Origin of the sequence: Corallococcus sp. RDP092CA, from assembly GCF_041903675.1 — a bacterium.
In the GTDB taxonomy this organism is placed as follows: domain Bacteria; phylum Myxococcota; class Myxococcia; order Myxococcales; family Myxococcaceae; genus Corallococcus.
The window spans coordinates 78,330-103,505 of sequence record NZ_JAYESI010000009.1 but is presented as its reverse complement, the minus strand read 5'-3'; the positions used below and the strand labels follow the sequence as shown (position 1 = coordinate 103,505).

General features: G+C 71.8%; 23 protein-coding genes. 4 read left to right on the top strand and 19 right to left on the bottom strand.

Going from position 1 to position 25,176, the window contains the following annotated elements:
* Positions 1-23: 23 nt before the first annotated feature.
* Positions 24-695: a TetR family transcriptional regulator gene (locus U8525_RS12640; protein ID WP_374265179.1), complete on the bottom strand. Its 672-nt coding sequence runs from the start codon at positions 693-695 to the stop codon at positions 24-26.
* A gap of 162 nt (positions 696-857) precedes the next feature.
* On the opposite strand from U8525_RS12640, the gene U8525_RS12635 reads away from it, so the two are divergent.
* Entirely contained in the window at positions 858-1,649 is a 792-nt protein-coding gene (locus U8525_RS12635) for an SDR family NAD(P)-dependent oxidoreductase (protein ID WP_374265177.1), read from the top strand.
* Between the two features lie 15 nt (positions 1,650-1,664).
* Here U8525_RS12635 and U8525_RS12630 read toward each other — a convergent pair whose 3' ends face one another.
* On the bottom strand, positions 1,665-2,369 hold the full coding sequence (locus U8525_RS12630; RefSeq protein ID WP_374265175.1) for a VOC family protein: 705 nt from the start codon (positions 2,367-2,369) through the stop codon (positions 1,665-1,667).
* Between the two features lie 1,002 nt (positions 2,370-3,371).
* On the opposite strand from U8525_RS12630, the gene U8525_RS12625 reads away from it, so the two are divergent.
* On the top strand, positions 3,372-4,757 hold the full coding sequence (locus U8525_RS12625) for a FadR/GntR family transcriptional regulator (protein ID WP_374265173.1): 1,386 nt from the start codon (positions 3,372-3,374) through the stop codon (positions 4,755-4,757).
* Here U8525_RS12625 and U8525_RS12620 read toward each other — a convergent pair.
* Together U8525_RS12620 and U8525_RS12615 are read right to left on the bottom strand one after the other, a co-directional pair.
* On the bottom strand, positions 4,754-5,581 hold the full coding sequence (locus U8525_RS12620; protein ID WP_374265171.1) for an alpha/beta hydrolase: 828 nt from the start codon (positions 5,579-5,581) through the stop codon (positions 4,754-4,756). The genes U8525_RS12625 and U8525_RS12620 overlap by 4 nt on opposite strands.
* Positions 5,582-5,618: 37 nt before the next feature.
* Complete coding sequence (locus U8525_RS12615; protein ID WP_374265170.1) at positions 5,619-6,332, bottom strand: hypothetical protein; 714 nt, start codon at positions 6,330-6,332, stop codon at positions 5,619-5,621.
* 95 nt (positions 6,333-6,427) lie between these two features.
* Here U8525_RS12615 and U8525_RS12610 point away from each other — a divergent pair, with 95 nt between their 5' ends.
* A complete protein-coding gene (locus U8525_RS12610; RefSeq protein ID WP_374265168.1) occupies positions 6,428-7,162 on the top strand; it encodes a tetratricopeptide repeat protein in 735 nt (244 codons plus the stop codon).
* Positions 7,163-7,690: 528 nt separating this feature from the next.
* Here U8525_RS12610 and U8525_RS12605 read toward each other — a convergent pair.
* The 11 genes from U8525_RS12605 to U8525_RS12555 all read right to left on the bottom strand — a co-directional run bounded on the left by U8525_RS12605 (position 7,691) and on the right by U8525_RS12555 (position 20,190).
* On the bottom strand, positions 7,691-8,878 hold the full coding sequence (locus tag U8525_RS12605; protein ID WP_374265166.1) for an MFS transporter: 1,188 nt from the start codon (positions 8,876-8,878) through the stop codon (positions 7,691-7,693).
* A 43-nt stretch (positions 8,879-8,921) separates the two neighbouring features.
* Complete coding sequence (locus U8525_RS12600; protein ID WP_374265164.1) at positions 8,922-9,383, bottom strand: carbonic anhydrase; 462 nt, start codon at positions 9,381-9,383, stop codon at positions 8,922-8,924.
* A gap of 10 nt (positions 9,384-9,393) precedes the next feature.
* Positions 9,394-9,993, bottom strand: a complete 600-nt coding sequence (locus U8525_RS12595; RefSeq protein ID WP_374265162.1) for an alpha/beta hydrolase — start codon at positions 9,991-9,993, stop codon at positions 9,394-9,396.
* Positions 9,994-10,015: 22 nt separating this feature from the next.
* The gene (locus tag U8525_RS12590) at positions 10,016-10,840 is read right to left on the bottom strand and encodes an aminotransferase class IV (RefSeq protein WP_374265160.1); all 825 of its coding nucleotides are present in this window, start codon (positions 10,838-10,840) and stop codon (positions 10,016-10,018) included.
* Between the two features lie 2 nt (positions 10,841-10,842).
* The gene (locus U8525_RS12585) at positions 10,843-11,262 is read right to left on the bottom strand and encodes a hypothetical protein (RefSeq protein WP_374265158.1); all 420 of its coding nucleotides are present in this window, start codon (positions 11,260-11,262) and stop codon (positions 10,843-10,845) included.
* A 333-nt stretch (positions 11,263-11,595) separates the two neighbouring features.
* A complete protein-coding gene (locus U8525_RS12580) occupies positions 11,596-14,832 on the bottom strand; it encodes a TonB-dependent receptor (RefSeq protein ID WP_374265156.1) in 3,237 nt (1,078 codons plus the stop codon).
* A gap of 26 nt (positions 14,833-14,858) precedes the next feature.
* Positions 14,859-15,881: a hypothetical protein gene (locus U8525_RS12575; protein ID WP_374265155.1), complete on the bottom strand. Its 1,023-nt coding sequence runs from the start codon at positions 15,879-15,881 to the stop codon at positions 14,859-14,861.
* Entirely contained in the window at positions 15,862-17,070 is a 1,209-nt protein-coding gene (locus tag U8525_RS12570) for a DUF559 domain-containing protein (RefSeq protein ID WP_374265153.1), read from the bottom strand. Before U8525_RS12570 ends, U8525_RS12575 begins: the two co-directional genes overlap by 20 nt.
* Before the next feature lie 144 nt (positions 17,071-17,214).
* The gene (locus tag U8525_RS12565; protein WP_374265151.1) at positions 17,215-18,444 is read right to left on the bottom strand and encodes an MFS transporter; all 1,230 of its coding nucleotides are present in this window, start codon (positions 18,442-18,444) and stop codon (positions 17,215-17,217) included.
* Entirely contained in the window at positions 18,434-19,375 is a 942-nt protein-coding gene (locus U8525_RS12560) for an SDR family oxidoreductase (protein ID WP_374265149.1), read from the bottom strand. The genes U8525_RS12565 and U8525_RS12560 overlap by 11 nt, the downstream gene beginning before the upstream one ends.
* Positions 19,372-20,190 (bottom strand): lysophospholipid acyltransferase family protein, encoded by an 819-nt coding sequence (locus tag U8525_RS12555; RefSeq protein ID WP_374265147.1) that lies wholly within the window; start codon positions 20,188-20,190, stop codon positions 19,372-19,374. Before U8525_RS12555 ends, U8525_RS12560 begins: the two co-directional genes overlap by 4 nt.
* A 114-nt stretch (positions 20,191-20,304) precedes the next feature.
* Here U8525_RS12555 and U8525_RS12550 point away from each other — a divergent pair, with 114 nt between their 5' ends.
* Positions 20,305-20,922: a hypothetical protein gene (locus U8525_RS12550; RefSeq protein ID WP_374265145.1), complete on the top strand. Its 618-nt coding sequence runs from the start codon at positions 20,305-20,307 to the stop codon at positions 20,920-20,922.
* Positions 20,923-20,932: 10 nt separating this feature from the next.
* Here the strand turns inward: U8525_RS12550 and U8525_RS12545 are convergent, their stop codons facing one another.
* From U8525_RS12545 to U8525_RS12530, 4 genes are all read right to left on the bottom strand, one after another.
* Positions 20,933-21,322, bottom strand: coding sequence for a VOC family protein (locus U8525_RS12545; protein ID WP_374265143.1), 390 nt, complete (start codon positions 21,320-21,322; stop codon positions 20,933-20,935).
* A gap of 409 nt (positions 21,323-21,731) precedes the next feature.
* Complete coding sequence (locus U8525_RS12540; RefSeq protein ID WP_374265141.1) at positions 21,732-22,598, bottom strand: 4-hydroxy-3-methylbut-2-enyl diphosphate reductase; 867 nt, start codon at positions 22,596-22,598, stop codon at positions 21,732-21,734.
* 87 nt (positions 22,599-22,685) lie between these two features.
* Complete coding sequence (locus U8525_RS12535; RefSeq protein WP_374265139.1) at positions 22,686-24,758, bottom strand: M56 family metallopeptidase; 2,073 nt, start codon at positions 24,756-24,758, stop codon at positions 22,686-22,688.
* The gene (locus U8525_RS12530; protein WP_374265137.1) at positions 24,755-25,141 is read right to left on the bottom strand and encodes a BlaI/MecI/CopY family transcriptional regulator; all 387 of its coding nucleotides are present in this window, start codon (positions 25,139-25,141) and stop codon (positions 24,755-24,757) included. Before U8525_RS12530 ends, U8525_RS12535 begins: the two co-directional genes overlap by 4 nt.
* Positions 25,142-25,176 lie beyond the last annotated feature (35 nt).

Sequence of the window (25,176 nt, the reverse complement as noted above, 5' to 3'; positions counted from 1 at the left end):
CCTCCTCGCGGGCGCTGTACTCCTCACCCGCGGAGCGCCCGCTCGCGCGGTGCGCGCCGGGGACGGGCCAGGGCCGGCTCCGGACGCAGGTAGCCGAGCGCCAGCGCCGCGAGCTCATCCACGAACGCATCGTCCTCCACGTAGTCAGGCCGGTCCGTCAGCGCCGTGTGGCACAGCGCCTCCACCGCGTTCACGAGGATGAAGACCGCCATGTCCAGGTTCCGGGGGCGCAGGTCCTCGAAGCGGGGCGCGAGGAACGCCCGCACCAGGCGGTGCAGCCGCTGCGAGTACGCATCCGACAGCCCCCACTGCCGCATCCGCGGCATCAGCTCGTGCAGCAGCTGGTGCAGGCGCGGGTTCTCCCGCTTCACGGCCAGCACCTGCCGGATGAGCGCGCGCAGGGCCACCGGAAGCGGCTGCCCGGCGAGCGGCACCAGCCCCGCCTCGAAGTCCGCCAGCCCCCGCGCGCGGTGCTGCTCCATCAGCGCCGTCACCAGCCCCTCCTTGCCGGGGAAGTATTGGTAGAGCGAGCCCACGCTCACCCCCGCCTCCTGGGCGATGCGGTTGGTGCTCGCGGCCTCGTAGCCGTCCCTGAGCAGAACGCGAGCCGTCGCGGTGAGGAGGGCGTCGACCGTGGCCTGCGCGCGCTCCTGGCGGGGCGTCCTGCGACGGGAAGGTGGGGGACGGCGGGGCATGAGGCCTCCACGGGGAATGTGAGCACCACGCGAGTTGAGAACGTGAGCGGTCGCTCACATTCTAGCCGCATGCAAACGACCTCGTCTTCCTCTCTTGTTCGTTCCCCTGGGACCCCCGCTCTCAGGGGCAGGGCCTTCCCCTACGCGGGGCACCGGGCGCTCGTGACGGGCGCCTCCTCGGGCCTGGGGGCGGTGTTCGCCCGCGAGCTGGCGGCGCGTGGCATGGACCTCATCCTGGTGGCCCGCTCCGAGGGCCGGATGCGCGAGCTGGCGGCGGAGCTGACGAAGGCGCACAGCGTCCAGGTGGACGTCATCGCGCTGGACCTGGGCCGCGAGGGCGCGGGCCGCGAGCTGCACGCGCGCTGCCAGGAGCAGGGGCTGCGGGTGGACCTGCTCATCAACAACGCGGGCTTCGGCACGCACGGTGCCTTCGATACGGCGCCGTTCGCGCGGCAGCACGAGCAGGTGATGCTCAACGTCACGTCGTTGGTGGACACCCGCCACCTGTTCCTGCCGGACATGCTCGCGCGGGGCGTGGGCGGCATCCTCAACGTGGCCTCCATCGCGGGCTTCCAGCCGGTGCCGTACATGGCCATCTACGCGGCCAGCAAGGCGTTCGTGCTGTCCTTCACGGAGGCGCTGTCTGAGGAGACGCGCGAGCGCGGCGTCAGGGTGCTGGCGCTGTGCCCGGGCCCCGTGCGGACGGCGTTCTTCGACGTGGTGGGGACCCGGCAGGCCGCCGTCGGCCCCATGGCGACGGCGGAGGAGGTGGTGCTTCGCGGCCTCAAGGCCCTGGACCAGGGCCGGTCATCGGTGGTGCCGGGGTGGCGCAACTGGATGCAGGCCAACCTGACGCGCTTCACGCCGCGCTGGCTGGGCCTGCGAGTGGCGGCCGGCATGATGCGGCCTCCCGAGGCGAAGGGCGGCACGGGCGCGGCGTCGCTCGCGCCGTAGCGATGGGGCGCTGACTCAGGACGCGGGGCGCGGCTTGGGCACCGGCGGCGTGGGCGAGTCCAGCGCGGCGGCGATCTGCGCGTCGGTGAGCTGGAAGAAGGCCTCGCCGCGAGGGGCCCACTCGCCGGTGAAGACGAAGTTGGGGCGCGTGTTCGGCGGCGGCTGGGGCACCTTGCCGCCCTGGGACTGGAAGGGCGGCGGCCGCATGAAGCCCTCCAGCTCCGAAGGGCTGATGCCACAGAAGGCCACCACGGCTGGATCGATCCACTGCCCCGTGTCGATGGCGCCCTCCGCCGTCGCGAACTCCAGCACGAGCCCCTCCGGCGCCTGGACGTACATCGACTTGCACAGGTTGTGGTTCACGGGCCCCGCCACCCAATAGCCATGCGAGCGCAGCCGGTCGCGCAGGGCGAGCAGCTCCGTTTCGGACGGGACGCTCAGCGCCAGGTGCTGCATCGCGCCCGGCGCCACGGAGCCCGCGCTGAAGCCCGGATGCGAGACGCCCATCACCGGTTCGATGTTCGCCATGTCCGGCGCCTGCACGAAGCTCAGCGAGCAGGTGTCTCCCAGCCGCAGGAAGGCGTGCACGGTGTTCTCCACGCCGTGCATCCAGTACAGCGCCTCCAACTCCATGCCGACGACCTGGGTGAAGAACGTGAGCTGCGCCTTCATGTCGCGCGTCGCGATCGCCAGGTGATGAACGCCATTGGGAAGACCCATTGAACACCTCTAGGGAAAGGATGGAATCAGGCTTTCTAGCGGGTTTCCGGGTGACGAAACCATCCGGCCCGCAGGTCCCCCGCAGTCCGATAGCGGATCCCGCGACCTGGAAGGTCAGCGCGAGGACGCACGCCGCGCGCGGAGCACCGCGGTGAACCGCGATGGGGCACGCAAGCGGACGCGAAGCAGGAGTCACGGCCAGCGGCGCCCGCCGGGCGCGCTGTCCGAAAACCTGTCCGACTGTCGGACAGGTTCGTGCCACACGAAGCCGATGCGAGTCCACGCATTGGGAAAACAGTGGGTCGCGATGTCGGTCGACGCGGACAAGAGATGGAGCCAGGCTGAAGCATCCCCTCATTCTCATTTCTCCCTCTGAACTCGTCTGCTCGACCTCTCACGGGTTCTCCGAGGGGAAACTTCCAATGAGTGGATTGCCCAGGGAGCCAAGGGCAGAAGCTGCCCCTGGGCGCGCTTTCCAAAAACCTGTCCGACTGTCGGACAGGTTTCCGCAACATGATGCCCCGTCCGCGAACGTGTCCGACAGTCGGACGGGTTCTCTCTGCACGAGAGACCCGAGCCCGTGAACGTGTCCGACAATCGGGCGGGTTCTCTCTGCGCGACCCCCGGCCCACGAACGTGTCCGACAATCGGACGGGTTCTCTCTGCACGAGACCCGAGCCCGTGAACGTGTCCGACAATCCGATGGGTTCGCTCTGCACGACCCCTGGCCCACGAACGTGTTGGACAGCAGGACAGGTTCTTTCTGCGCGAGGCCCGAGCCCGCGAACGTGTCGGACAGGTTTTCTCTGCACGACGTCCGAGCCTGTGCACGTGTCCGACAGTCGGACAGGTTTTCGCAGGCCGAGGGCCGAGGCCGGGCCGTCACATGGGCGACGCGGACGGTGGGCCTGAGCATCCATCCATGTCAGACCCCTATGGTTGGATGACGATGCTGGGACGCGAGAGGGGATGGGGATGGGACGGGGCGGACTCGTGGCGTATGTGGAAGCAGAGCTCGAGCGCAAAATCGCGCTGGGGCAGCTTCACCCGTCCGGGCAGTTCGCCTCGGAAGTGGAGCTGGCGCGCCGCATGAACGTGTGCAGGGGCACCATGCGCGAGGCACTGCGGCGGCTGGCGGCGCGGGGCCTGGTGGTGCAGCGCCCCGGGTGTAAGACGCGAGCGGTGGCGCTGGATGAGTCGCTGACGCTGGAGAACCTGGGGCTGGCGCTGCATGACGCGCGCTCGCCAAATGCCCGGTGGCTCTTGGAGGGTTACTTCAGCCTCCGGCGGCAGGTGCTGGTGGAGCTCCTGGTCGACTGCTGTGCGAAGGCCTCCGAGCGGGACATGGACCAACTGGGGAGCCTCTGCTTCCGGCTTTGGGACGCGGCGAAGTGGGAATCGGGAGAACGGTGCGCCCAGGTGGAATTCGAGCTGCTGCGACTGGCGGCCCGGGTGGCGGAGCGGCCCGGGCATGTGCTCCTGGTGCAATCCCTGCAACGGGCCTTCCTGGGAGGCGCGTCCCGATTGCTGCCCTTCATGGATGGGGAAGCGCTGCGACAATGGGTCATTTGCGCGCAGGAGGCGCTGAGGGAGCGTGACACGGGGAGGCTCCTGCACGAGCTGCCAACGCTGATGAAGGCGTGCGATGAACAAGTGCTTGAACAGTTCGCGCCCGCCCCGCAGGAGCCTGATTCTCGCGAACCCTACCGTGATGACGGAGGCCTTCCTGGTGACCGTGCGTCAGCCACCGCGCAGGTTGATGCAGTGGAGGCACGCCCCTGCGTAGAGGCGTGTGGCCCTGACCGGCTCACGCCGACTTCCAAGCATGACGGTGTACTGAAGGAACTCTCCGGTCGGGAGGCGCATGGCCTTGATGGGCTCAGGCTGGACACTGAGCAGCACGGTGCGCTGGCGGCAGGTCGCGATCTGGAGATGCAGGGGCTTGAGGGGCTTGCGCTGATCATCGAGCAGGGCAGCGCGCTGGAGGAGCACTGCCTTGGCGGTTCCGCTGTAGCCGTCGCGGAGAGCGAGGGGCTCGAGGCTGCCGGGGGCCTCCATGGGCAGGATCTCCTCGGGGAGCAACACAGTGGGGGACTGCTGTCTCCGCCCTCCATTGGGCTCGTTCCCTGTGAGGCCGGTGGGGTGTGCTCAGGGGAATCGAGGGAGGTGGCATTGGGAGATCTGTCCGACGGTCGGACAGGTCTTGGCGCCTCGTGTCCGGCGGAGCGCCTCCAGTCCGAGGCTCCAGCCGGAGGGGCCTGCGGGTTTCCTCGCGCGGCGGTACCCAAGGCGGGTGGACCGCTTCATGTCATCCAGGGTCTTCGGCGTGGTGGGTGGGCCTCCCGCCTCTGGCCCTTCATGGCCCGTTTCGTGGGATGGCTTGTCTAGGGGGCGGCCTTCGTGGTGGCGGGCGCGAATGCTTCCCTCAACACCTTCGCCTCCAGGGACCGGTAGATGTTGGCGTGACGCAGGTCGGGCCGGGGCTCGTACTTCCACTTCAGCCCCTTGGGCGCGTGCTCGCGGAACACGCCGGACAGGCGCTCGGCCTGGGACGCGACGTCGTCACCGGCCGAGGCCAGGTAGAGCGTGGCCTTCAGGTCTGGCGTCGCCTGGAGCCGCTCGGCGGCCCTGTGGACCCATTCGTCGTCGTTCCACCAGAGGCTGGGGCTCAGCGCGATGGAGGTGCCGAACATCCCGGGCTGGAGGAAGAACGTCTCCAGGATGAACAGCCCCGCGAGCGACTCGCCGATGATGGCCGTCTCTTCGGTGACCCGGTATTTGCGGCGCACGTGGGGCAGCAACTCGTCGCGCAGGAAGGCCCGGAACGCCGCGGAGCCGCCGACGCGCGGGGCGATCTCCTTGTCGGACTCGACCTGCGTGGGCCCGGTCATGTCGCGGCGCCGTTCGGTGTTCTCGATGCCGACCAGGATGACGGGCCGCATCTCTCCGGCGCGGATGGCGGCGTCCACGGTGGTGGCCACGTGCGGGAAGTCCTCCTGTTCGCCGCCGTCGGGCATGTAGAGGACCGGGTAGCGCACGCCCTTCGCCGCGCCGTAGCCGGGCGGCGTGTAGACGTTGATGCGCCGTGTCTCCTTCAGCGCCTTCGACGGGAGCGTGAACGTCGCGTGCGGAGGCATCGGCTCCGCTTCCGTGGCGCGGCCCACGCCGCTGACGAGGACGACGGTGAGCAGGAACAGACGGACACACACCATCGGCTGCTACCTCCTGGAGGAAGAATGTTCGCGGGCTTCAGCGCCGGGACGGCCGGCGGGACGACGCCGGTGACTTCGCCTTGGGCACGCGCCGGGCGACGAAGAGGGTGTGCCGCGTTCCCTTGGAGCCGTGCGCCGCGGGGTGGAGCAACTGGACGGTGAAGCCCACCTCCTCCAGGCGGTTCGTGAACGCGGGCGAGGGCCCGGCGCTCCACACCACCAACGTCCCGTTGGAGCGCAGGGCGTTGAAGGCGTGCGACACGCCGGTGAGGTCGTAGAGGCTGTCATTGTCGGGGTGGGTGAGGGCGGTGGGGCCGTTGTCCACGTCGAGCAGGATGACGTCGAAGCCGCCCTGCTGCTTGCGCATCAGCCTGCCCACGTCACCCTCCACCACGGTGACGCGCGGGTCCTCCAGCGGCGCCTTCGCCAGCGGCGCGAGCACCCCGCGGTTCCACTCCACCACCGGGGGCATCAGCTCCGCGACCACGACGCGGGCGCCCGGACCCAGGCGATCGAGCACCGCGCGGACCGTGAAGCCGAACCCCAGCCCGCCCACGAGCACCCGGGCGGGCGCTTCCGCCGCGAGGTTCGCGCAGCCGGCCTCGGCCATGGCCATCTCCGAGCCATGCTGGCGGCTGGACATCAACGTCTGCCCCCGCACGCGCAGCACGTACTCTTCGTCTCGCCGGGCGAGCATGACCTCGCCCACGTCCGGCACCTGCGCTCGCTCCACTGTCTCCCAGGGCTTCATGCCAGCGCTCTTCGCGCGACCGGGCCTCCGGGTCAAGTCGTCGCCTTGACACTCCGGAACGTGCCTGCGAAATGCCGGACGCCCCCCACCACCGCATGGAACGCAACGGACGACAGGCATGGCCCCCGGAGCTGTCCGAACCCTTGCGCGAGGTGGATCGCCTGCGCCGGGGAGGCCGCTATACGTCGGCGCTCGCGCTGGCGCGGACGCTGGCGGAGGCACATCCGACGCAGGTGCGGGTGCTGGTGGAGGTGGGGCTGACGCTGGGCGTGTGGGGTGGCCAGCCGGCGGAGGCGCTGCCCTGGTTCGACCGCGTGCTGGAGCTGGCGCCAGGCCACGTGGCCACGCGTTACCACCGGGCGCTCGCGCTCGCCCGGCTGGGACGGCATGGGGAGGCGGTGGAGGAGTTCGCGCGGGTGGAGGCCGCGGGTTTCCGCAAGGCGCTGGTGCTGCACATGAAGCGTGCTGAGTCGCTCGAAGCGCTGGGGCGGCTGACAGATGCGGAGGCGGACTGGACGGCGGCGCTGGCCGAGGACCGGGGCAACCCGTGGCTGCTCCAGCAGCGGGCCCGGAGCCGCGTCCGCTCGGGGAGGACGGACGCCGCGGAGGCGGACCTGACCGCCGCGCTCGCGGCCCAGGAGGGCGAAGCCGTGGACCCCGAACTGCTGTACGAGCGAGGTGTGCTCAGGCTCCAGCGTGGGGAGGTCGCGGGTGCTCGCGAGGACTTCGAGGCAGGGCTCCAGGCCTTCCGCGTGGGCGACCCTCCGGCGTTGCTGGATGCGCTCCGGCGCGGACTCCAGGATGCACGCGATGAAGACGGGGCGCGCTGAGCTCTGCCCCGTGGCTGCGCCTGTTCACCCGCTCCACTCGCAGGACCCGTTTCTGAAGCAGACGCGCTGAGGGCCGCCTCGTGGCTGTGCTTCCCGCCCCACTCGCTGGTCCCGTATCTGAAGTGTGCGCGCTGAGCGTTGCCTCGTGGCTGCGCGTGCTCACCCGCCCCACTCGCGGGACCCATATCTGAAGCGGACGTGCTGAGAGCTGCCTTGTGGCTACGCTTGCTCGGCATGTGGCAGGACAGGGGGCACCTCGGTCCGAGACTGCGAAGAGGGTGGCTCCAACGCGGTCTTCAGGACGAGGCGGCTCGTGTAGGCGAAGCCCGCTGCGCATGTCCTTCGCCGCGAAGTCGGCGCCGCCTCTTGTGGCTACGCGTGCTTGGTGCTCGCGGTGGGGAGGGACGGCCGTCGCGGTTCGAGACCGCGAAGAGGCGGCTTCAACGCGGACCTCAGAGCGTGGCGGTTCGCATGGGCGAAGCCCGCTGCGCATGTCCTTCACCGCGAAGCCGGCGCCGCTTTTCGTGGCTACGCGTGCTCGGCGCTCGCCGCAGGAGCGGGGCGGCCGCCGCGGTTCGAGACCGCGAAGAGGGTGGCTCCGACGAGGGTGAGCGCGACGGCGGCCCACGCCGGCGCGAGGTAGCCCCAGCCGGCCGCGATGACCAGGCCTCCCAGCCACGCTCCCGCGGCATTGGCGATGTTCAGGGCGGAGTGGGACATCGACGCGGCCAGCGACGGCGCTCCCGGAGAGGCCTCCATGAGCCGCACCTGCACCGCGGGCGCGAGGAACTGCGCCGCGACTCCAATGAGGAACACCAGCGGGACCGCCGCCCAGGGCGACCGCGCCGTGAGCGCGAACAGGCCCATCACCACCGTCGTCGCGCCAAACCCCACCCACATCGCGAGCGTCACCGAGTGGTCCGTGAGCCGGCCCCCCAGCATCGCCCCCACCGTCATGCCCACGCCGAAGAGCGCGAGCACCCACGGCAGCCCCGACTCCGGCAGCCCCGACACGAGCGTCAGCGTCGGCGCGATGTAGCTGTAGACCGCGAACAGCCCTCCGAAGCCCACCGCGCCCACCAGCGACGTCCACCACACCTGCGGCTGCCGCAGCGCGGACAGCTCCTGGCGGATGCTGCTGCCTCCCAGCGAGGCCACGTGCGGCACCCACCGCCACAACGCCGCGAGCGTCACCACCCCGATGGTGCCCACCACCAGGAACGTGCTCCGCCACCCCCACTGCTGCCCCAGGTACGTCGCCGCCGGGACTCCGACGATGTTGGCCACGGTGAGCCCCGCCATCAGCAGCGCCACCGCGCGGCCCTTGCGCCCGGGCCCCAACAGCTCGGCGCCCACGACGGACCCCACGCCGAAGTAGGCCCCGTGCGGCAGGCCCGCGATGAACCGCGCCACGACGAGCGTGTCGAGGGTGGGCGCCAGCGCCGAGGCCGTGTTGCCCACGGTGAACGCCCCCATCAACAAGAGCAGCAGCGCCCGGCGCGACATCCGCGCGGTCACGATGGCGACCAGCGGCGCTCCCACCACGACGCCCATCGCATAGGCGGCGATGACGTGGCCACTCCGGGGGATCGTCGCCCCGAGCCCGCTCGCGATCTGCGGGAGGATGCCCATGGTGGCGAACTCGGTGGTCCCGATGCCGAAGCCCCCCATGGACAGCGCCAGGAGCGCACGGCCTGCGTCTTGCGTCTTCTTCACGGCGTCCCCGTATCAGGTCGGCGGACGCGTGTCGCTCGACGCCTCAACCCTCGCGGGGGATGGGCTCGAACTCGAGCGTCTTCCCGTGGGGGCGCACGTAGTAGAGGTGGATGCGCAGGTGGGGGTACGCCGTCTGGAGCTCCTTCGCGCCGAAGTGCAGGTCCTTCAGCTGCTGCTCCACGGCGATGTCCGGGCCGAGCGCGCCATGCTTCGCGTGGTAGTAGCCGCACCCCGCGTGCGCCAGCAGCAGCACGTCCTCGATGTGGTGGCCCTCGATGAGGAAGCGAGCGGCCTTCGTGAAGCCCTCGCTCTCCAGGTAGTCCGACGCCCAGCGGTTGAGGAGCGCGGGGCCGCCGGGGATCGTGAGCGTGTCGATGCGCGAGTGGCCCAGGTGGTGGGCCAGGTCCTCCACGGCCTCGGTGAAGCGCCCGTCCGAGCAGTACACGGCCAGGGTCTTCGGGTGGGCGGCCTCGAAGGGGACGCGGGAGACGAAGGGAGCGGACATGCCCCCCAGGTTAACGGCTCCCCGCCTCCACGAAAGCGCCTTGTGGGCCGAAGCGCTCCTGGAGCGCGGCCAGCACCGCGGGCTCCCGGGGGTTGTTGAAGTGGCGCCCGCCGGGGACGAGGCGCACCTCCGCGCCCAGCCGCTCCTCGAAGAGGCGCGTGTTGCGGCGGTGGTCGGACGTGAAGGGGTCGGCGTCCGACAGCACCACCACGCAGCGGCGGAGCGCGGCGCGGATGCGCTCGAAGTCCATGGGCGTGTCGAGCCACGGCCGCAGCGTGTCCCAGGGCTTGTCGACCTCGAACCAGCCCGCGACGAACACGGCGCCTTCCACGACGTGGCCCGGTGGCAGCGCGGACAGGTAGCGCATCACGGCCTGACAGCCGACGCTGTGGCCCAGGAACACCGTGGAGGGCGCGGGCACCGCCCCCACCGCGGCGGCGAGCGTGGACACCCAGCCGTCGATGGTGGGCGCGCCCGGCGTGGGCATGGCCAGCGCGCGGACGTCGTCGAAGAGGGGCGGCGGCGCGCGCACCTTCGCGGCGAGCCACGGCTGGAAGTCCGTGTCCGGGCTTCCAGCCCAGCGGGGGACCATGACGAGGGAGCGGGTCATGGCCGCGAGTGTGTCACGCGCTTCAGCCCTCGCGAACGGCCCGGGCCTCGAGCGCGGCGCGGGCCCGCGCCGCGAGCCTCAGGCTGTCGGGCAGCGCCCGGCCCAGCAGCGTCGGGACGCCCACGGCCAGCGCCACCGCGTTGCTGTAGAAGCAGGCCTGCGCGCGGGACAGGTCCGCGAGCGGCAGCACGCGCTCCACCACCGGGAGCCCGTCCACGGAGGCCATGGCCAGCAGCACCGCTCGCGCGATGCCCGGCAGGCACGGCGCGGACAGCGGCGGGGTGACGAGCGCGCCGTCGAGCTGCACGAAGAGGTTGGCGGTGGGCAGCTCGCAGACCTCCGCCGCCTCGTTGGTGAGCACGGGCAGGCGCGGCAGGAGCGCGTGCTGGCGGAAGTACGCCAGGCCCTTGTGGTTCACCGTGCGCTCCGCGCGCCGGTAGGCCCCGGCCTCCACGCCGTCCAACTCGCGGCCCTCCCGGTGCAGGGCTTCGAGCTCGGCGGGGAGCGGACGGAAGGTGCACAGCACGTGGCCGTCGCTGACCGCGAGCTTGCCCACGCCGGTGAAGCGGGCGCCCAGCGCCGCGTCCGCCGCGAGGCAGCGGCGCACGGCGTCCCGCACGGCGTCCTCGCGGAGGAGCGCGGGGGGCGGGGGGCGCACGGCGGTGGGGAACGCGTCCAGGCTTCCTCGCAGGCGGGTCAGGTGCCGCGCGAGGAGCCGGGGCTGCCCGGCGTCGATGCGGAAGGTGGAGAAGAAGCCCGCGCCGAAGAAGAAGCCCTGGGCGAAGTCCTGGAGGCGCAGATCCTCCCAGCGCTGGACGACGCCATCGACGGAGACGGTCGAGAACATGATCAGGCCTGGGGGACGGGCGGCAGGGCGCCGTCGAGCCGCGTCAGGGCGTTGCTCCGGAGCCGCGGCTTCACGCCGTCGGGGCCCACCTTGAAGGTGTCCCATGGGAGGAAGAAGCGCCGCTCGCGGACGCGGTCGTGGACGTCCGACCAGGGGATGCACCGCGGCGGGTGGCCCAGGCGGAAGGGGAGGAGCACCGCGAGGCAGCGCCCCCGCGGGCAAGCGCGGTGCTCCACCGCGCCGACCGCGCCCGTGATGAAGGCGCTGCGAGGAAGGCCTCCACCCCCGCGCGGGCGGTAGTCCCTTGCGAGCCGCGCCCAGCCCCCGAGCCTGGAGAGGGTGAACGAGACGAACGTCCACACCCCCAGGAGCAGGGCCGGAGGGAGCCACGGCAGGAGGGAGACGGCGGGCTGCGGAGACATGGCGCCAGTGTAGAGCCTGCGGCCCTGCCTCGTCTGTCATGGGCTGCCCGCCTCGCCACCCTTCTGGAACCTCACGGCGGTCTCCGCGAGCCCCACTCCCGCGCGCGGGGCCGAACACCTGGGGCAGAGACCGCGCGCCTGTGCCCGGCCCCGGGTCCTCCACGCGGGAGCACCCCCGAGCCCCCGGCGCCCGGCCCTCAGGCGGATGCGGCCTCCGGGTGGTGGGACCTGGATGGCATGGCCCTCCGGTCTTGAAGGAGCGCCCCTCCGCCCGCGAGCCGCGGGGGAGGGGACGCCTGGGATGCGGACCTCAGGAGCCCTGCGAGGCCGCGCTCAGCCCGCGTTGCGGATGCCCTGCCCGCCGGAGTGGTGGGCCAGCTGGAGGATCTCCTCCTCCGACAGCTGCTCCGTCTTGATGATGTTCCGGTCCGCCTTGAGCTGCTCCACCTGTCCTTCCCGCAGCACGTGGAACTGGCCCGTCTTCTGCGGGGGCAGCCGCACCGCGGGATCCACGCGGGCCTCCGCGAACATCGGCTTGAGCTTCTTGAGCGCCACCTCTTCCTTCACGCGGCCCGCGAACCACGCGCGCACGTTGTCGCGGCACTTGTAGTCCAGGTCGCCCGGGCTCTGCGTCGCGAGCATCACGCCGACGCCGGCCGAGCGCGCGCGCCGGAGCAGGTTCTCCATGGGCTGCTTCGTGGCGGGGATGCCCACCGCGGGCAGGTAGATGTCCGCCTCGTCGAAGAGCAGCACGGCCTGGAGCTTCGGGGACGGGTTCTGGCTGGCCCAGCGGTTGGCCTCCACCAGGAGCTGCGACACCCAGAACAGCGAGCTGTGCAGGCCGCCCAGGAACTTGGTGCTGATGATGGTGAGCCGCGTCTTGCCCGGCACCTTCGCGGCGCCCAGCCCCAGCAGCTCGTTCATGTCGAGCTTCTCCCCGCTGGAGGAGAGCAGCGTCTGCGCGTTGAGCCGCAGCGTCGCGAGGTCCTGGGCCAGCTTGGCGAAGACCTTCTCATCCAGCCCGTGCGCCTCCTGGACGAGCGCCATGTCCTGGGCGGCGACGAAGCGCTGGATGAGGTCCAGGGTGATCTCCTTGCCGGACGGGCGCCGCACCAGCAGCCGCAGCGCCAGGGCCAGCAGGGCCTTCGCGGCCTTGTCCTTCTGGCCGCTCCTGTACTCCAGCATGGTGGAGAGGGCGTCCGCCGCCTGCTGGAGGATCTGGTCGCGCTCCTCGGGCGGGAGCTTGTCGAGGCCGCGAGGCACCACCGGAATCGACAGCGGGCGGCCGTCCGAGCGGCCCGGCGAGTAGAGCGCGACGTCCACGCGCTCGCGCAGCAGCCTGCGGCGCTCCGCCAGCATCGGGTCGTCCAGCGCCTCCTCCCACGACGCCTCGCGCGCATACGCGGCGAGGTCCCCCTTGCGGTCCACGAGGATGGCGGGGATGCCCTGGATGAGCAGCTGCTCGACCAGGTTCAGGGCGAGCGTCGTCTTGCCGCTGCCGGGACCTCCGAGGAAGGCGCTGTGCTGCTTCAGCTCGTCCGCCTGGATGTGGACGGTGTTGGCGAAGACGCCTTCGGAGACGCCCACGCGCATCTGGCCCTTGGGGCCATCGTCCTTCGTCGGCTTGCTGGCCGCGGCGGCGGCACCCTCCCGCTTGACCGGGAGGATCGGCCCTGCCGGAGTCACCTCCCACTCGGTCTCGCCATCGGACACGATGGACTCCTTGCCGGCGCCGGGCTTGACCTTCACGGGGGAGGGCGGCGTGACCGTGGCGGGGGCATGCTTCTCCAGGGCCAGCAGGTCCTGGATGCCCTGGAGCCGCGTCACCGGCCGGGCCACGCGGCTCCAGCCGAGGAACGCGGACTCCGCCTGCTGCTTGCGGAACGCCTGCAACGCGAGCAGCTCGCGCAGGTCGCTGGGGCTGACCACCGCCCGCCGTCCGCCCCTGCGCTGGAGCACGGCGGTCTGCTCCGCCACCAGCGTGCCGAGGGTGCCGGGGAACTCCGTGGTGCGCACCAGCACGGGCAGGCTCCGGGCCGCGGTCCTGAGCGCGGTCGCCATCTGCCGGCCCAGGTGCCCCCCTCCCGGGCTCTTGTTGCAGATCACGACGCGGAGCTTCGCGTCGCCCGGCTGGGCCGTGACGTCGACGGTGTCATCGTCACAGTGCTTCGCCTTGAACCGGCTGGCGTCGCCCAGCTCCTCCCCGCTCACCTGGATGCTCCAGGCCAGCAGCGCGGCGAGCTCCGCGTTGCCCTCCGGCACCCGCGCCTTGAAGTTGGCCTTGAAGTCCGTCCAGGCCTGATCCAGGTCCGGCGCGGCGGGCTGGGCGACGGGCGCCGCCGTGACGGGCCTGCTCCTCTCCGGCAGCGGGAACTCCGCCGGCAGCTTGCCGTCCTGGATGCCGCGCTCCCGGTAGCGGTGGCAGGCATTGAGCACGTCGCGCGTGCGCTGGCCGCTCAGCAGCTCGAAGCCCTGGGCGGGGATGGGGTAGGTGGGCTGGGCCGGGTTGAACGGGACGCCCTGCTGTTCATACAGCGCCTTCAGCCGGCGGGTCGCGATGTCCCGCGCGGTCTGCGCGGTGGCGTTGAGCTCCAGGTCCACCGGCTCGGGGTTCTGCTCGATGCGGTCGATCATCGCGCGGTTGAGCTGCCCGCGCATCGAGATCCAGAAGTCCGTCAGGCAGCAGACCACCACGATGGCTGACGGCACCTGGCCCGCCAGCGCCACCAGGCTGTGCATCGCGCGGCGGAGCGAGGGCTCCATCTGCGGCCGCTCGCTGAAGTCCTTCATGTCCTCCACCTGGTCCACGCAGAGGACCATCGCCTGCCCGAAGATGCCCATGAGCTGGCCCAGCTGGATGAGCATCCGGCTGGGGGACTCCTCGGAGGTGCGCGGCACCAGGTTGCCGATGATGGCCCGGTCCTCGGCCGACATCTCCTCGCAGCGCAGCCACTGCACGATGCGGTGGTGGAAGCGGGCCTCGCGGCGCTGGAGGCAGAGCAGCGCGCGCAGCAGGTTGACGTCGATCTGCCGGAAGTCCGGATCCGCGTGCAGATCATCCGCGACCGCCCGGATGTTGCCGTGGAGGTCCTCGTCGCTCAGCAGGTCCTCGTCCGGGATGTTGGCCGCGAAGATGTTCGTGCAGCGGTCCAGCACGGCCTTCGACAGCAGCATCAGCCCGGTCTCCTCGACCCGGCCCTGGTCATACGGCTTCTCCAGCGAGTCGATGAACTCCGACAGGATGTAGCGGTCGTAGTGCGTCACATCCACGGTCATGGGCATGTAGCCGACGTAGCCCTGGTCCTTCTCGTGGACGCGGTTGCGGAAGGCCCGGACCAGGTGCGTCTTGCCGCTGCCCGAGTCTCCCTTCAGCAGGAGGATCTTCCCGGAGTCCGGAGGCGGCTGCGCGATGGCGCGCTTCAGCAGCCGCTCGAACGCCATGCGCGCCGGCGCATTGATGGAGGGCACGTCGAACGGATCCCGCTTCCACAGCGTCTGGCCCTGCTGGACGCTGTTGAAGATCTCGGGGCCATCGGACAGGAACGCTTGCAGACGGGCGTCTTGGGGCATGGAGAGGCTCCTGAGAGGGGTTCCGGCTAGAGGACGACGAAGTGGAAGGTGGCGCCGTACGAGCTCACTTCGGACTCGGTGATGTCCCGGGGGTTCATCACCGCCAGCAGGTCCGCCCGGCCCAGGGACAGCTGATGCGCGCGGTTGGCCGCGAGCAGCGCCTCGTTGAACGCGGGGCGGTCCGCCCACTCCGGCCGCAACGCATTCCACACGTGCGAGATGAAGACCTTGTTGCCGCCGAAGCGGCCCGCGGGCGGGACGCTCCTCGCCGCGTCCAGCACCTGCTTGGCGAAGGCCTCCGTGTCCGCGTGCGGCGCCCGGGGCCCTGGCTCCACGGGAACCTCCGCGGGCGCTTGCCGGGGCGGGGGCGCCGGCTCCTCCCCGGCCAGCACCCACTCCCGGAGCGCCGCCATCCGCACCACCTCCGCGTCCACCCGCGACGCGCCCACCGCGCGAGCCGCCAACTGCTCCAGGCCGCGCTTCGGGTCGCGGACCTCCTGGCCCAGCAGCTTGCCCAGCAGGTGCGCCTGCACGGCGCGCAGCGAGAACCGCTCATCCGTCTCCACGCCCAGCTGCCGCCACAACAGCCGGTCGCGCACCTGCGCCAGCGTGGGCGTCTCCGGCCCGTCCACGGCGTGCGCGCGCTTGAGCACCCGCGCCCGCACGCCGTCCGCGTCCGAGAGCCGGCCCAGCGAGGCCCGGGTGCTCGGGAGGTCCAGGCCCTTCGCGAGCAGGTGCTGCTGCTTCACGCGCTTCCACGTGAGCCCCTTGGGCGAGTCCACCCGCAGGAACCGCAGGGCCGCTTGACGCCCCGGCCCCGTCAGCGCGAGCCCCGCGCGGCCCCGGGCCTCCACGAGCCCGCCGTCCAGCAGCTTCGCCAGCAGCGCGTCGAACCGGGCGGTCCACTCGCCCCGGCTCCAGCGGTGCTCCACGAAGCCCTGCAGCGTCTTCGCCAGCTCGGTGCGCGTGCCGGCCTTCTTCTCCGAGCGCGTCGCCAGCCAGGCCAGGGCCAGGCCCTGGAGTCGGGTGTCAGGGGTGTCGGTGTCCATGTCGTGGCTCCTGCCCGCCGGGGTCGCGCCCGCGGGCCGCAATCAACGTGTCGAGGGTGTGGAGGATGTGCTCCAGCCGGGACAGCACATCGGTCGCGAGCAGCCGGTACACCCAGTAGCCCTCGCGCTGCAGGTCCAGGTCCTTGCGCCGGTCGCGGCGGAACCGCTCCGGATCCTGGAAGTGGTGGTAGCCGTCGATCTCCACCGCGATGCGGAAGCGCCGGCACAGCAGGTCCACCTCCCAGGAGCGCTTGTCCTCGGGGTGCAGCCGGACGTTGAGCTCGAAGAGCCCCGCGGTGGCCGGGTGCTCCTCCAACCGGTCGCGCAGGTAGGCCTCCGCCTTGCTCCGGGCGCGGTCCGCGCCCGGCTCGCCCGCGCCCGTCAGCACCGCCAGCGCCACCTCGGCGGCGCTCACCCGCTGCGCCTCGGCGGCGCCCTTGCGCTCCAGCCTCCGGAGCGTCGCCACCGCGCTCGCGGACTCGGAGGGCTCCGCCGGCACCTCCAGGATGCCCTCGCGCACCAGCGCCTTCAGCCGCGTCTCCCCGCCCGCCAGGAACGCCCCCAGCGCCTCGCTGGACACCACGCACGCCACCGCGAGCGCCGGCACGGCGCTGCTCAGCGCCCCCGCCACCTGGAGCCCCCGGAGCGACGGCGCCGCCCCCGCGCGCACCCGCGCCACCGGCGCCTGCCCGGGCGGCACCAGCGCATGCAGCGCGCGCAGCCCCGCGCCCGGGTCCCGCTGGAGCGCGGTGCTCACCGCGTCCGGCAGGGCCCCGGGCGCCACCGCCTCCCGCCCGATGACCAGCTCCCGGCACAGCGCCCAGGTGGCCTCCGGCAGCGCGGGCGGCGGCAGCGCCTCCAGCAACACCCGCCGCTCATGGGCGGTCTTCCCCTGAAAGACAGGCGTGTGTCTGGGATTCGCCGCCGTCAGGCTGAACGTCGCCAGCGCCTCCGCGTCCGCCCCCAGGTCCCGCGCCGTCGCGAGCGCCTGGGCCCACTCCAGCGCCGCCGCTCGCGGGTCCTCCCCGGACACCTCCACCACCGTCAGGCCCTGGCGCGCCGCCCACCGGTTCCAGAGGGTCCCCCCCAGGGCCTCGGGTCCCTCCAACACGCTCAGCGTCGCGATGCCCTCCGCCCGGCGCCGGGCCTGGCGGTCCAACGCATCCAGCAGCGCGACTTCCCCCGCCAATGGCAAGCGCTACCCCCCGGGAGTGATGGCTTCACCGCCCCCTCGTGAGCAAAAGCCTGCTCCCACGGGTCGGGTGAAGACAAGCCCCCCAAAGGAGGTAGGGGGTTGCCGGGGAGGAAGGGACCCGGGTGGGTCTGAAAGGCTTTACCGCCCCGCGCCGTCCCCGGCTTCCCGACGGAGAAGGACCCCCAGGCCCGCCGCCGCGAGCGCCGAGACCATGCCCGTCAGGAAGGGGGCCTGGGTGCTCCACGACGCATACATCCAGCCTGTCGCCACCGGACCCACCGTGCGGGCGAGCCCCCCGCAGGACTGCGCCAGCCCCAGCACCGCGCCCTGCTGCCCCGGCGGGGCGACCTGGGAGGCCTGGCTCGAAATCAAGGGCTGGAGGAAGCCCATCCCCACGCCCACCAGCGCCACGGCGGCCATCATCGGGAGCGCCTGGTGGGACGCCGCGACCCCCGCCATGCCGCACGCGAGGAGGAGCCCCCCGGCGATGAGCAGCCGGAGCTCGCCCACCGCGCGCGCCAGGGGGCCAATCAGCCCGCCCTGGATGACCAGGCCCAGCCCGCCCACCACCGCGAAGGTGTAGCCCACCTCCTTGGAGCCCCAGCCCAGCCGCGCCTGCACCAGCAGCGCGAACGCCACCTGGAGCGTGGTCATGGACAGGAACACGGCGAAGAACAACCCCAGCACCATCCCCAATGCCTTGCGCCGGGGCGTGTCCTTCAGCGCGGCCCAGCGCGTCTGGGATTGCGTCGCCACGCGCTGCTCCACCGGGTGCGTCTCTGGCATCGCCAGGAGCGCGCCCAGGAAGCCCACCAGCGCCAGGCCGCCGGCGAGCAGCGGCGGCACCCACGGGCCCAGCCCGGAGAACAGGCCGCCCAGCGTGGGCCCCAGCACCATGCCCAGGCCGATGCCCGCGCCGATGCGGCCCATGGCCCGGGCGCGTGTCTCCTTCGTCGTCACGTCCGCGAGCGCCGCCTGGCACGCGGCGATGTTGCCGGACGTCGCGCCCGCCAGGATGCGCGACGCGAACAGCAGCGGCAGCAGCCGGTGGTGGCTGGCCAGCGCGAACAGCCCCATCGCCACCGCGTTCGCCAGGAGGCTCAGGAGGATGACCGCCCGCCGCCCGTGCCCGTCCGAGTACCGCCCGAGCAGCGGCGTGGCGAGCAGCTGCGTGAGGCTGAAGCAGCCCAGCAGGACGCCCACCGTGCGCGCCGAGCCCCCCATGGACTGCACGTAGAAGGGCAGCATCGGGATGACGATGCCGAAGCCCACCAGGTCCAGGAACACGGTGAGGAACACCACCGCCTCCACCCGGCGCAGCAGGCCCGGCGAGGCGGCGGGCGCCGCGCCCAGGGTCTCAGCCACCATGGCCCGCCCGGTCCACCGGCAGCGCGTCCGCGTAGGCGCGCAGGATGCGGCCCTCGTCGTAGGCGGCATGGAAGCCCGTGGCCTCCAGGAAGCGCTTGTTGTCCACGACGATGGGGTAGCGCAGGTGGTCCGTGGCCCCCACGGACAGGCGGGGGAAGCCCGCGCGCCCCATCAGCACCGACAGCAGCGGGGACGGCAGCGGCACCGGCGTGCGGCCCGTGCCCTTGATGATGACCGACAGCGGGATGGGCGCGGGCCCCGCGACGTTGAAGATGCCGCGCACCTTCTTGTCCAGCGCCAGCTCGAGCGCCGTCACCACGTCCTCCTCCTGGAGCACGTGGAAGAGCGGGTCATAGCCCAGCACCATGGGCACGCGCCTGCCGCGCAGCAGGTTCGCGAGCGTGCCCGTGCCCGGCGTGCCCAGCGTGTAGACGAGCCGCAGCACCGCGGTGGTGACGTCCGGCAGGCGCCAGAGCGCCGTCGCCGCGTACAGGTCCGCGGCCACCAGGTCCGCCAGCTCGGGGATGGCCTCCAGCGCGCGCGGGGGCTCGTCCTCGGAGTGGTACAGCGGCGAGTCCGGCGCCGCGCCGTAGAACGTGTGCCTTCCCACGAAGAGCACCTGCTTCACGCCGTGCGCCGCGCAGTGGTCGAACAGCGCCTTGGTGCCGTCCAGGTTGATGCGGCCCCGCTCGCGGCCCTGCACGGTGAACGCCGTCACCGTGGCCATGTGGATCACCGCCTCCGGCCTCCAGCGGCGGAAGACGTCCTCGGCGGCGCGCTTGCGGAGGTCCACCGGGTGGACCTCGATGCCCCTGGGCGCGTCCCGCCACGGCCGGATGTCGATGCCGGCCACTTCATGGCCGCTGTCGCGAAGCCTGAGCGCCAGCCTGCGCGCGATGCCGCCGGAGATGCCCGCGATCAACACCTTCATGGCAACAGCCTCCGGGCCCGGCGCAGGTTGCGCTCGGCGCGGTTGTCTTCGATGAGCTGCTGGATGCGGGCCTTCACCTGGTCCACGTAGCCCTGGATGACGTGGTCCTCCTCGTCGCCCGTGCCCTCGAAGAGGAGCGGCTCGCCGTAGTGGATCTCCAGCCCCACCGGCAGGGGCAGGGGCAGCAGGTACGGCGTCAGGGGGACGTACGGCACGCCCAGGAGCCTGCCCAGCGCGTACGCGTTGATGACGGTGGGGATGGCCGCGCCGCCGCCCAGGAAGGCGAAGGGGATGATGGGCGAGCGCGTCTGGAGCGCCAGCCGGATGAACCCGGTGCCGAAGTCCACCAGGGAGTAGCGGTCCGGGTAGAGCTTCGCGGTGCCGCGCGCGCCCTCCGGGAAGATCATCAGGAGCCGGTCGTCCTCCAGGAGGCGCACGGCGTGCTCGGGCAGGCCGGTGAACTGGCCGGTGCGGCTGGCCCACAGCGAGGCCACGGGGAACTTGTGGATGAAGCGCTCCACCATGCCCTGCGCGAGCCGGGGCGGGTCCATCTCCAGCAGGGTGGAGGTGAGCACCATCATCCCATCCACCGCGACGCCGCCGGAGTGGTTGCCCACCAACATGCCCCGGCCCTTCCGGGGGATGTGCTGCACGCCGGTGCAGCGCACCCGGAAGTAGTTCCGGTAGAGGAAGGCGAAGAACTCCAGGGCCAGCTTCAGGTGCTTCTTGGAGATGCCGTACGGGTCGACACCGTACTCGTTGAAGGGCAGCTCCAACCGCTCCACCCGCTCCGACAGGGATTCGCTCTGGGACACGGGCGCACCGTAGCACCGCGCGTGTGCTTTGCACCGGGGGCCCGCGTCCCGCATTGTGCGCCGCCGGGCGCCCACGCCGGGAGGCGGGTGGGGCCCCAGAGGGAGTGACGCGCGATGGCGGGGCAGCCGTGGACGGGAATGCTGGAGGGGGTGCTCGCGTGGGCCCGGGCCCTGCCGGAGGGGCTGTCCAACCAGGTGGCGGTGGACGTGGCGGGCCGGCGGGTGCGCCTGTCGCACGCGCGGGTGGAGGCGCTGTCGCGCGGCGTGCTGGGCCGCGTGAAGGGGCTCACCCTGCGCTCCTGGGACAGCACCGCCACCGTGTACGACCTGCGGCTGGACGTGCGCGGCTGGAAGCTGCGCGTGGAGACGACCCCCCAGCGCGTGGAGCTGGCCCGGGGCCGCTACACGCTGTGGCTGGCCACGCCGGGCCGGGTGGAGCTGGAGGGCTCCCCCGGCGCGTCGTCGCTGCTCATGGGCGCGCTGCGCTCGGGGGCGGGGAAGAGCGCGCTCCAGGCCCTGGCGCGCCGGCTGCTGCCGCCGGAGCTGGCCTGGGACGGACAGGTGCTCCGGCTGGAGGGGCGGCTGCCCCAGGAGGGCGCGCTGGCGGCCCGCCTCTTCGAGTCCTCCTCCCTGCGGATGACCGCGGCGCACGCGCCGGAGGGGCTGTGGCTGTCCGCGGAGGAGTGGCCGGGGCTGCTGGACCTGCTCCAGGCCGCGCTGGGGACGGGGTAGGGCGCCTCCTTCAGCGGCCCTCGCCGTCCCACACGTTGGCGCGTCCCTCCAGGGGGCCGCGCTGCGGGCGGACGATGCAGAAGCGCTGTCCGGTGGGAGACTCCATCACCCACCAGCGCTTCACGTAGGCGATGCGCTTCGCGCCCAGCGACTCCAGCCGCTCCAGCTCCGCGTCCAGGTCGTCCGACTCGATGTCCAGGTGGATGCGGCTCTCGTGCTCCACCTGCTGGATGAGGATCATCGGCTCCTCGGGCTTCGCCACCAGCTCGCGGTAGGTGGGGGAGTCCGGGTCCGCCGGGGCCAGCGCCCGTCCCAGCGCCGCGCTCCAGAAGCGGGCGGCGGCGTCAATGTCCTCGACCTTGCAGTCGATGACGAACGTGCTGAGTCGGCTGTGGTGCATGGCTGCGCTCCTGGGGGGCGGGCAGGGGGGAAGCCCGTGGGGGAGCCAGGGATACACCGAAAGGCAGGATGGGGGTATGACGGAATGCGGCTCCGTGCCGCCCGGCCACGCCGCCGGACGACGCGGGACTTCGCGCCGGACACCGGCAGGTGTTCAACACCTCCGGCCTGAGGTCGCTCCTCGCGTGGAGTGCTCCCGTGGAGCGCCTCGCGCCCCGGACGCTGCGGGTCGTGTCACCTCGCGGTGGCGGCCCTCGAAGCCGTGCGTGCTGCCGTTGGGGGCGTGCCCGACGAAGCGCCAGTGGCCGCCGCGCTGGAGGTCCATGCGCTCGACGACCCCCTTGTTGCCCCGGCCCCACCACTGGGCGGGGCGGTCTGGCGCGCGTGAGGGAAACCCACGACAGCGCGGGCTACTTGCGTGGCTTCGACATCGAGCGGACGAAGATGGAGTCGATGCCGTGGATGCGCATGGAGACGAAGTCATCCACGGTGGCGTTCGTGTAGCCCATGCCGCGCATCTCTTTCACGAAGGCGGCCGTGACGCCGTGGATGCGCATGGAGACGAGGTCGTCCGCGCTCAGGTCCGGGAAGCCCAGGCCGCGCATCTCGCGGATGAAGTCCGGTGTCACGCCATGGAGGGTCATGGCCATGAGCGAATCCAGGGGCATTTCCTTGAAGCCCAGCGCGGCGAGGCCCTGGATGCGCTCCGGTGTGATGCCGTGGATGCGGCAGTCCACCAGCTGCTGGAGGGTCAGCTTCGGGTAGCCCTCGGCGGCCATGGCCCGGACGTATTCCGGGGTGACCTGGAAGAGGCCCACCTGGACCAGCTCATCCACGGTGGTCACCCTCTGGCCCACGGCCGCGAGCGCCTGGACGCGCTGGGGGCCGACGTTCACGTTGGCCATGAGGAATTGTTCGTCCGAGGTGGGTTGGGGAATGCCCAGCTCCGCCAGCTTCTTCGTGAAGCGGGCGTCCGGGCTGAAGCGCCAGGTGCCCGCGCCCTGCCCGTCGTTGAAGCGGCCCTCGAAGTCGAACGTGCCCGCTTCTCGCACCAGCTTGAAGGGGGCGCTGCTCCCGTCCGCCGTGGACAGCCCCTGGAAGTCGGACAGCGGGGCGGAGAAGCCGTGGTGCGAATCGGGGTGGTCCTTCGGGTGCAACGACAGTTGCAGTTGCTGCTCCTTCACGTACGCGCCCCACATGCCGGCGCGCTGCGCTTCGGCGGGGAGGGCGAGGAACATCACGGCCAGGGTGAGCCACGGAGACAGGCGCGACGTCATGACGGCGACTCCTTCTTCGACAAGGCGCGGCCCTCCCGCGTGCTCGGGATGGAGCGCGCGGTGGGACCGCTTGGGAGGTGGAGGGGGTTACTTCCGGGGCTTCTGCATGCGGCGGATGTAGTCCGCGTCCACGCCGCCGACGCGCAGGCGCACCAGCTCATCCACGGTGGCGGGCTTGACGCCCGCGGCGTCCAGCTCGCGCAGGAAGCTGGCGTCGACGGACATCGCGCGCAGTTGTACGGCTTCATCCAGCGTCAGGTTCCCGAAGCCGGCGGCCTTCAGCTCGTTGAGCCAGGTGGCGTTGATGTTCATCGCCTTGGCGGCGAGCAGGTCGTCGGGGTTCTCCTTGCCGAAGCCCAGGGCCGCCATCTGCCCCAGCCACTCGGGGGTGACGCCCAGGTGCTTCATGGCCACCAGCTGCTCGGCGGGGATGGCGCGGCCGAAGCGGTCCGTCATGGCCTTCACGTACTCTGGCGTGATGCCGGCGTGCTGGATGCTCACCAGCGTGTCCACGGTGGGGGCGTAGCCCATGGCGGAGATGCGTTCGACGGCCTCCGGGGTGACCCCCGCGACCTTCAGCGCGACGAGCTGGTCCACGCTCAGTGGATCCACGCCCACGCGGGTCTTCTCGTCGGCGTCATCCGACTCCTTCCGCGCGGCGCGGGTCTTCTCCTTGTCGGAGGGCGCGGCGACCGGCGCGGGAGTCGCAGCCGCGGTCGGAGCCGCCGAGATGGTCGGAGCGGGAACCGGCTGCGGAGCGGGCGCGGCGGCGATGTCCGGCGCGGGAGTTGACCTCGGGGGAGGGGTCGCCGCAGCGACGGCGAGCAATTCTCCCTGGGAGGCCTCAAACGGTGACAGCGCCGATGCGGAGATCCGCGCGGGCTGAGGACCGACAAGCGGCGCCGACACCGATGAAGCGACCGGCGCGGCCAGGGAGCCGGCGTGCGTCACGAAGGGCGCAATCGACGTGGACGCAGAGCCGGCGGGCGCGGGCATCGAAGCGGCTCGCGTGGAGTCCACGGAGGCGGCGACCCCCGGATGAGCCAGGGTCGTGGGCGTGCCGCTCAGAGTGGGCTTCGTATCGGTCACCTTCGCGGGCTGCACGGCGAGCGCCGTCAGCGGCGCCGCCAGGGCCAGGCTGCTGGCCAGCGTGACGATGGAGACCCCCGCCGCCCAGCGCGACGAGCACCGCGACGGGGGCGCCACCACCAGCCTCCGCACGCGGTCCTTCAACGAGCCTCCCAGCGCGGACATCGCGGGGCCGCTGGCGTCCATGCCCTGCAGCCGCAGGGCTTCCAGTGAGGTGAGTGCTCGGGCATAGGGGAGGGCGCCGGGACCCTGTCGCACGGCGAGGTCGTCACAGCAGTTCTCCCGCTCCACGCGGATGACCTGGGACATCCACCACACGGCCGGATGGTAGAAGAGGAGCGTCTCCACCAGCGTCTGCACCACGTTCACCGCGAAGTCGTGACGGCGGATGTGGGCCAGCTCATGGGCCAGCACCAGCTCCAGCTCCCGCACGGTCAGCCCGGTGAGCGTGGCGGTGGGGACCAGGACCACCGGCCGCAGCCAGCCCAGCGTGGACGGCACGTCCAGCTTCGACGACACCAGCAGGCGCACTGGACGCGTGAGGTTCAGCCGCCGCGCCAGCACCGCCACTCGCTGCTGCCATTCCCACGATGCGTGCACCGCCTCGTGCACCTGGCGCCGCAGGCCCACCCAGCCCTTGAGCAGGCGCACTGACGACGCCGCCACGCCCAGGCCCCATGCCAGCACCAGCCAGGGCAGGCGCTCGCCCACCTGCTGGAACAGTTCGTCCAGCCGGGGCAGCGCCGCTGGCTCTTTCACGGATACAGGGAGTGTGGTGGGCAGCGTCACGAGGGGAACGGACGCCGGTCGCTGCGCGGACGCCGGTGCCCGCGCGAGGGCCGTCGAGCGCACCGGGCGGGGCTCCACCGCGCGCGAGGCATGCCGCCACGCGGTGGCCACTGGTAGCACCAGCATGATGCCCAGCGCGCCGCACGCCAGCGCGTAGCGCAGGTTCGCCGAGCGCCGGCCTACCCATCGGAGCGCCAGCGCCAGCGCCGCCGCCACGAGCGCGCCCTGCCACACCAGGTGCACGAGCGCCCAACCCACCGCTTCCAGGATGAGACCGTTCATGGCTCCGGCTCCTTCTCGAGCGAATCCAGCAACTGGCGCAGCTCCGCCAGCTCCTCGGGGGACGTCTTCTTCGTGGACAGGGCCTGCAGGGCGAGCCGCGCAGGGGAGCCGCCGAACACGCGGTCCATCAGGTCGGTGACCAGCTGCTGCTGGGTGCTCTCCCGAGGGAGCCGGGCGCTGTAGACGTGCGCGCGCTGGGACTCGTCGCGCGTCACCAGCCCCTTCTCCGTCATGATCTGCATCGTCTTCAGGACGGTGGTGTAACCACTCCCGTCCTGGAGCGTCTCGTGGACCTCGCGCACGGTGCGTGCCCCCTGGTCCCACAGCACCCGCAGGATGGCCAGCTCGGCATCCGTGGGTCGCGGCGGCTTTCCTCGGCTCATGGCTCCCTCTCTCCTCACGGCTCTCTACGCAGAGA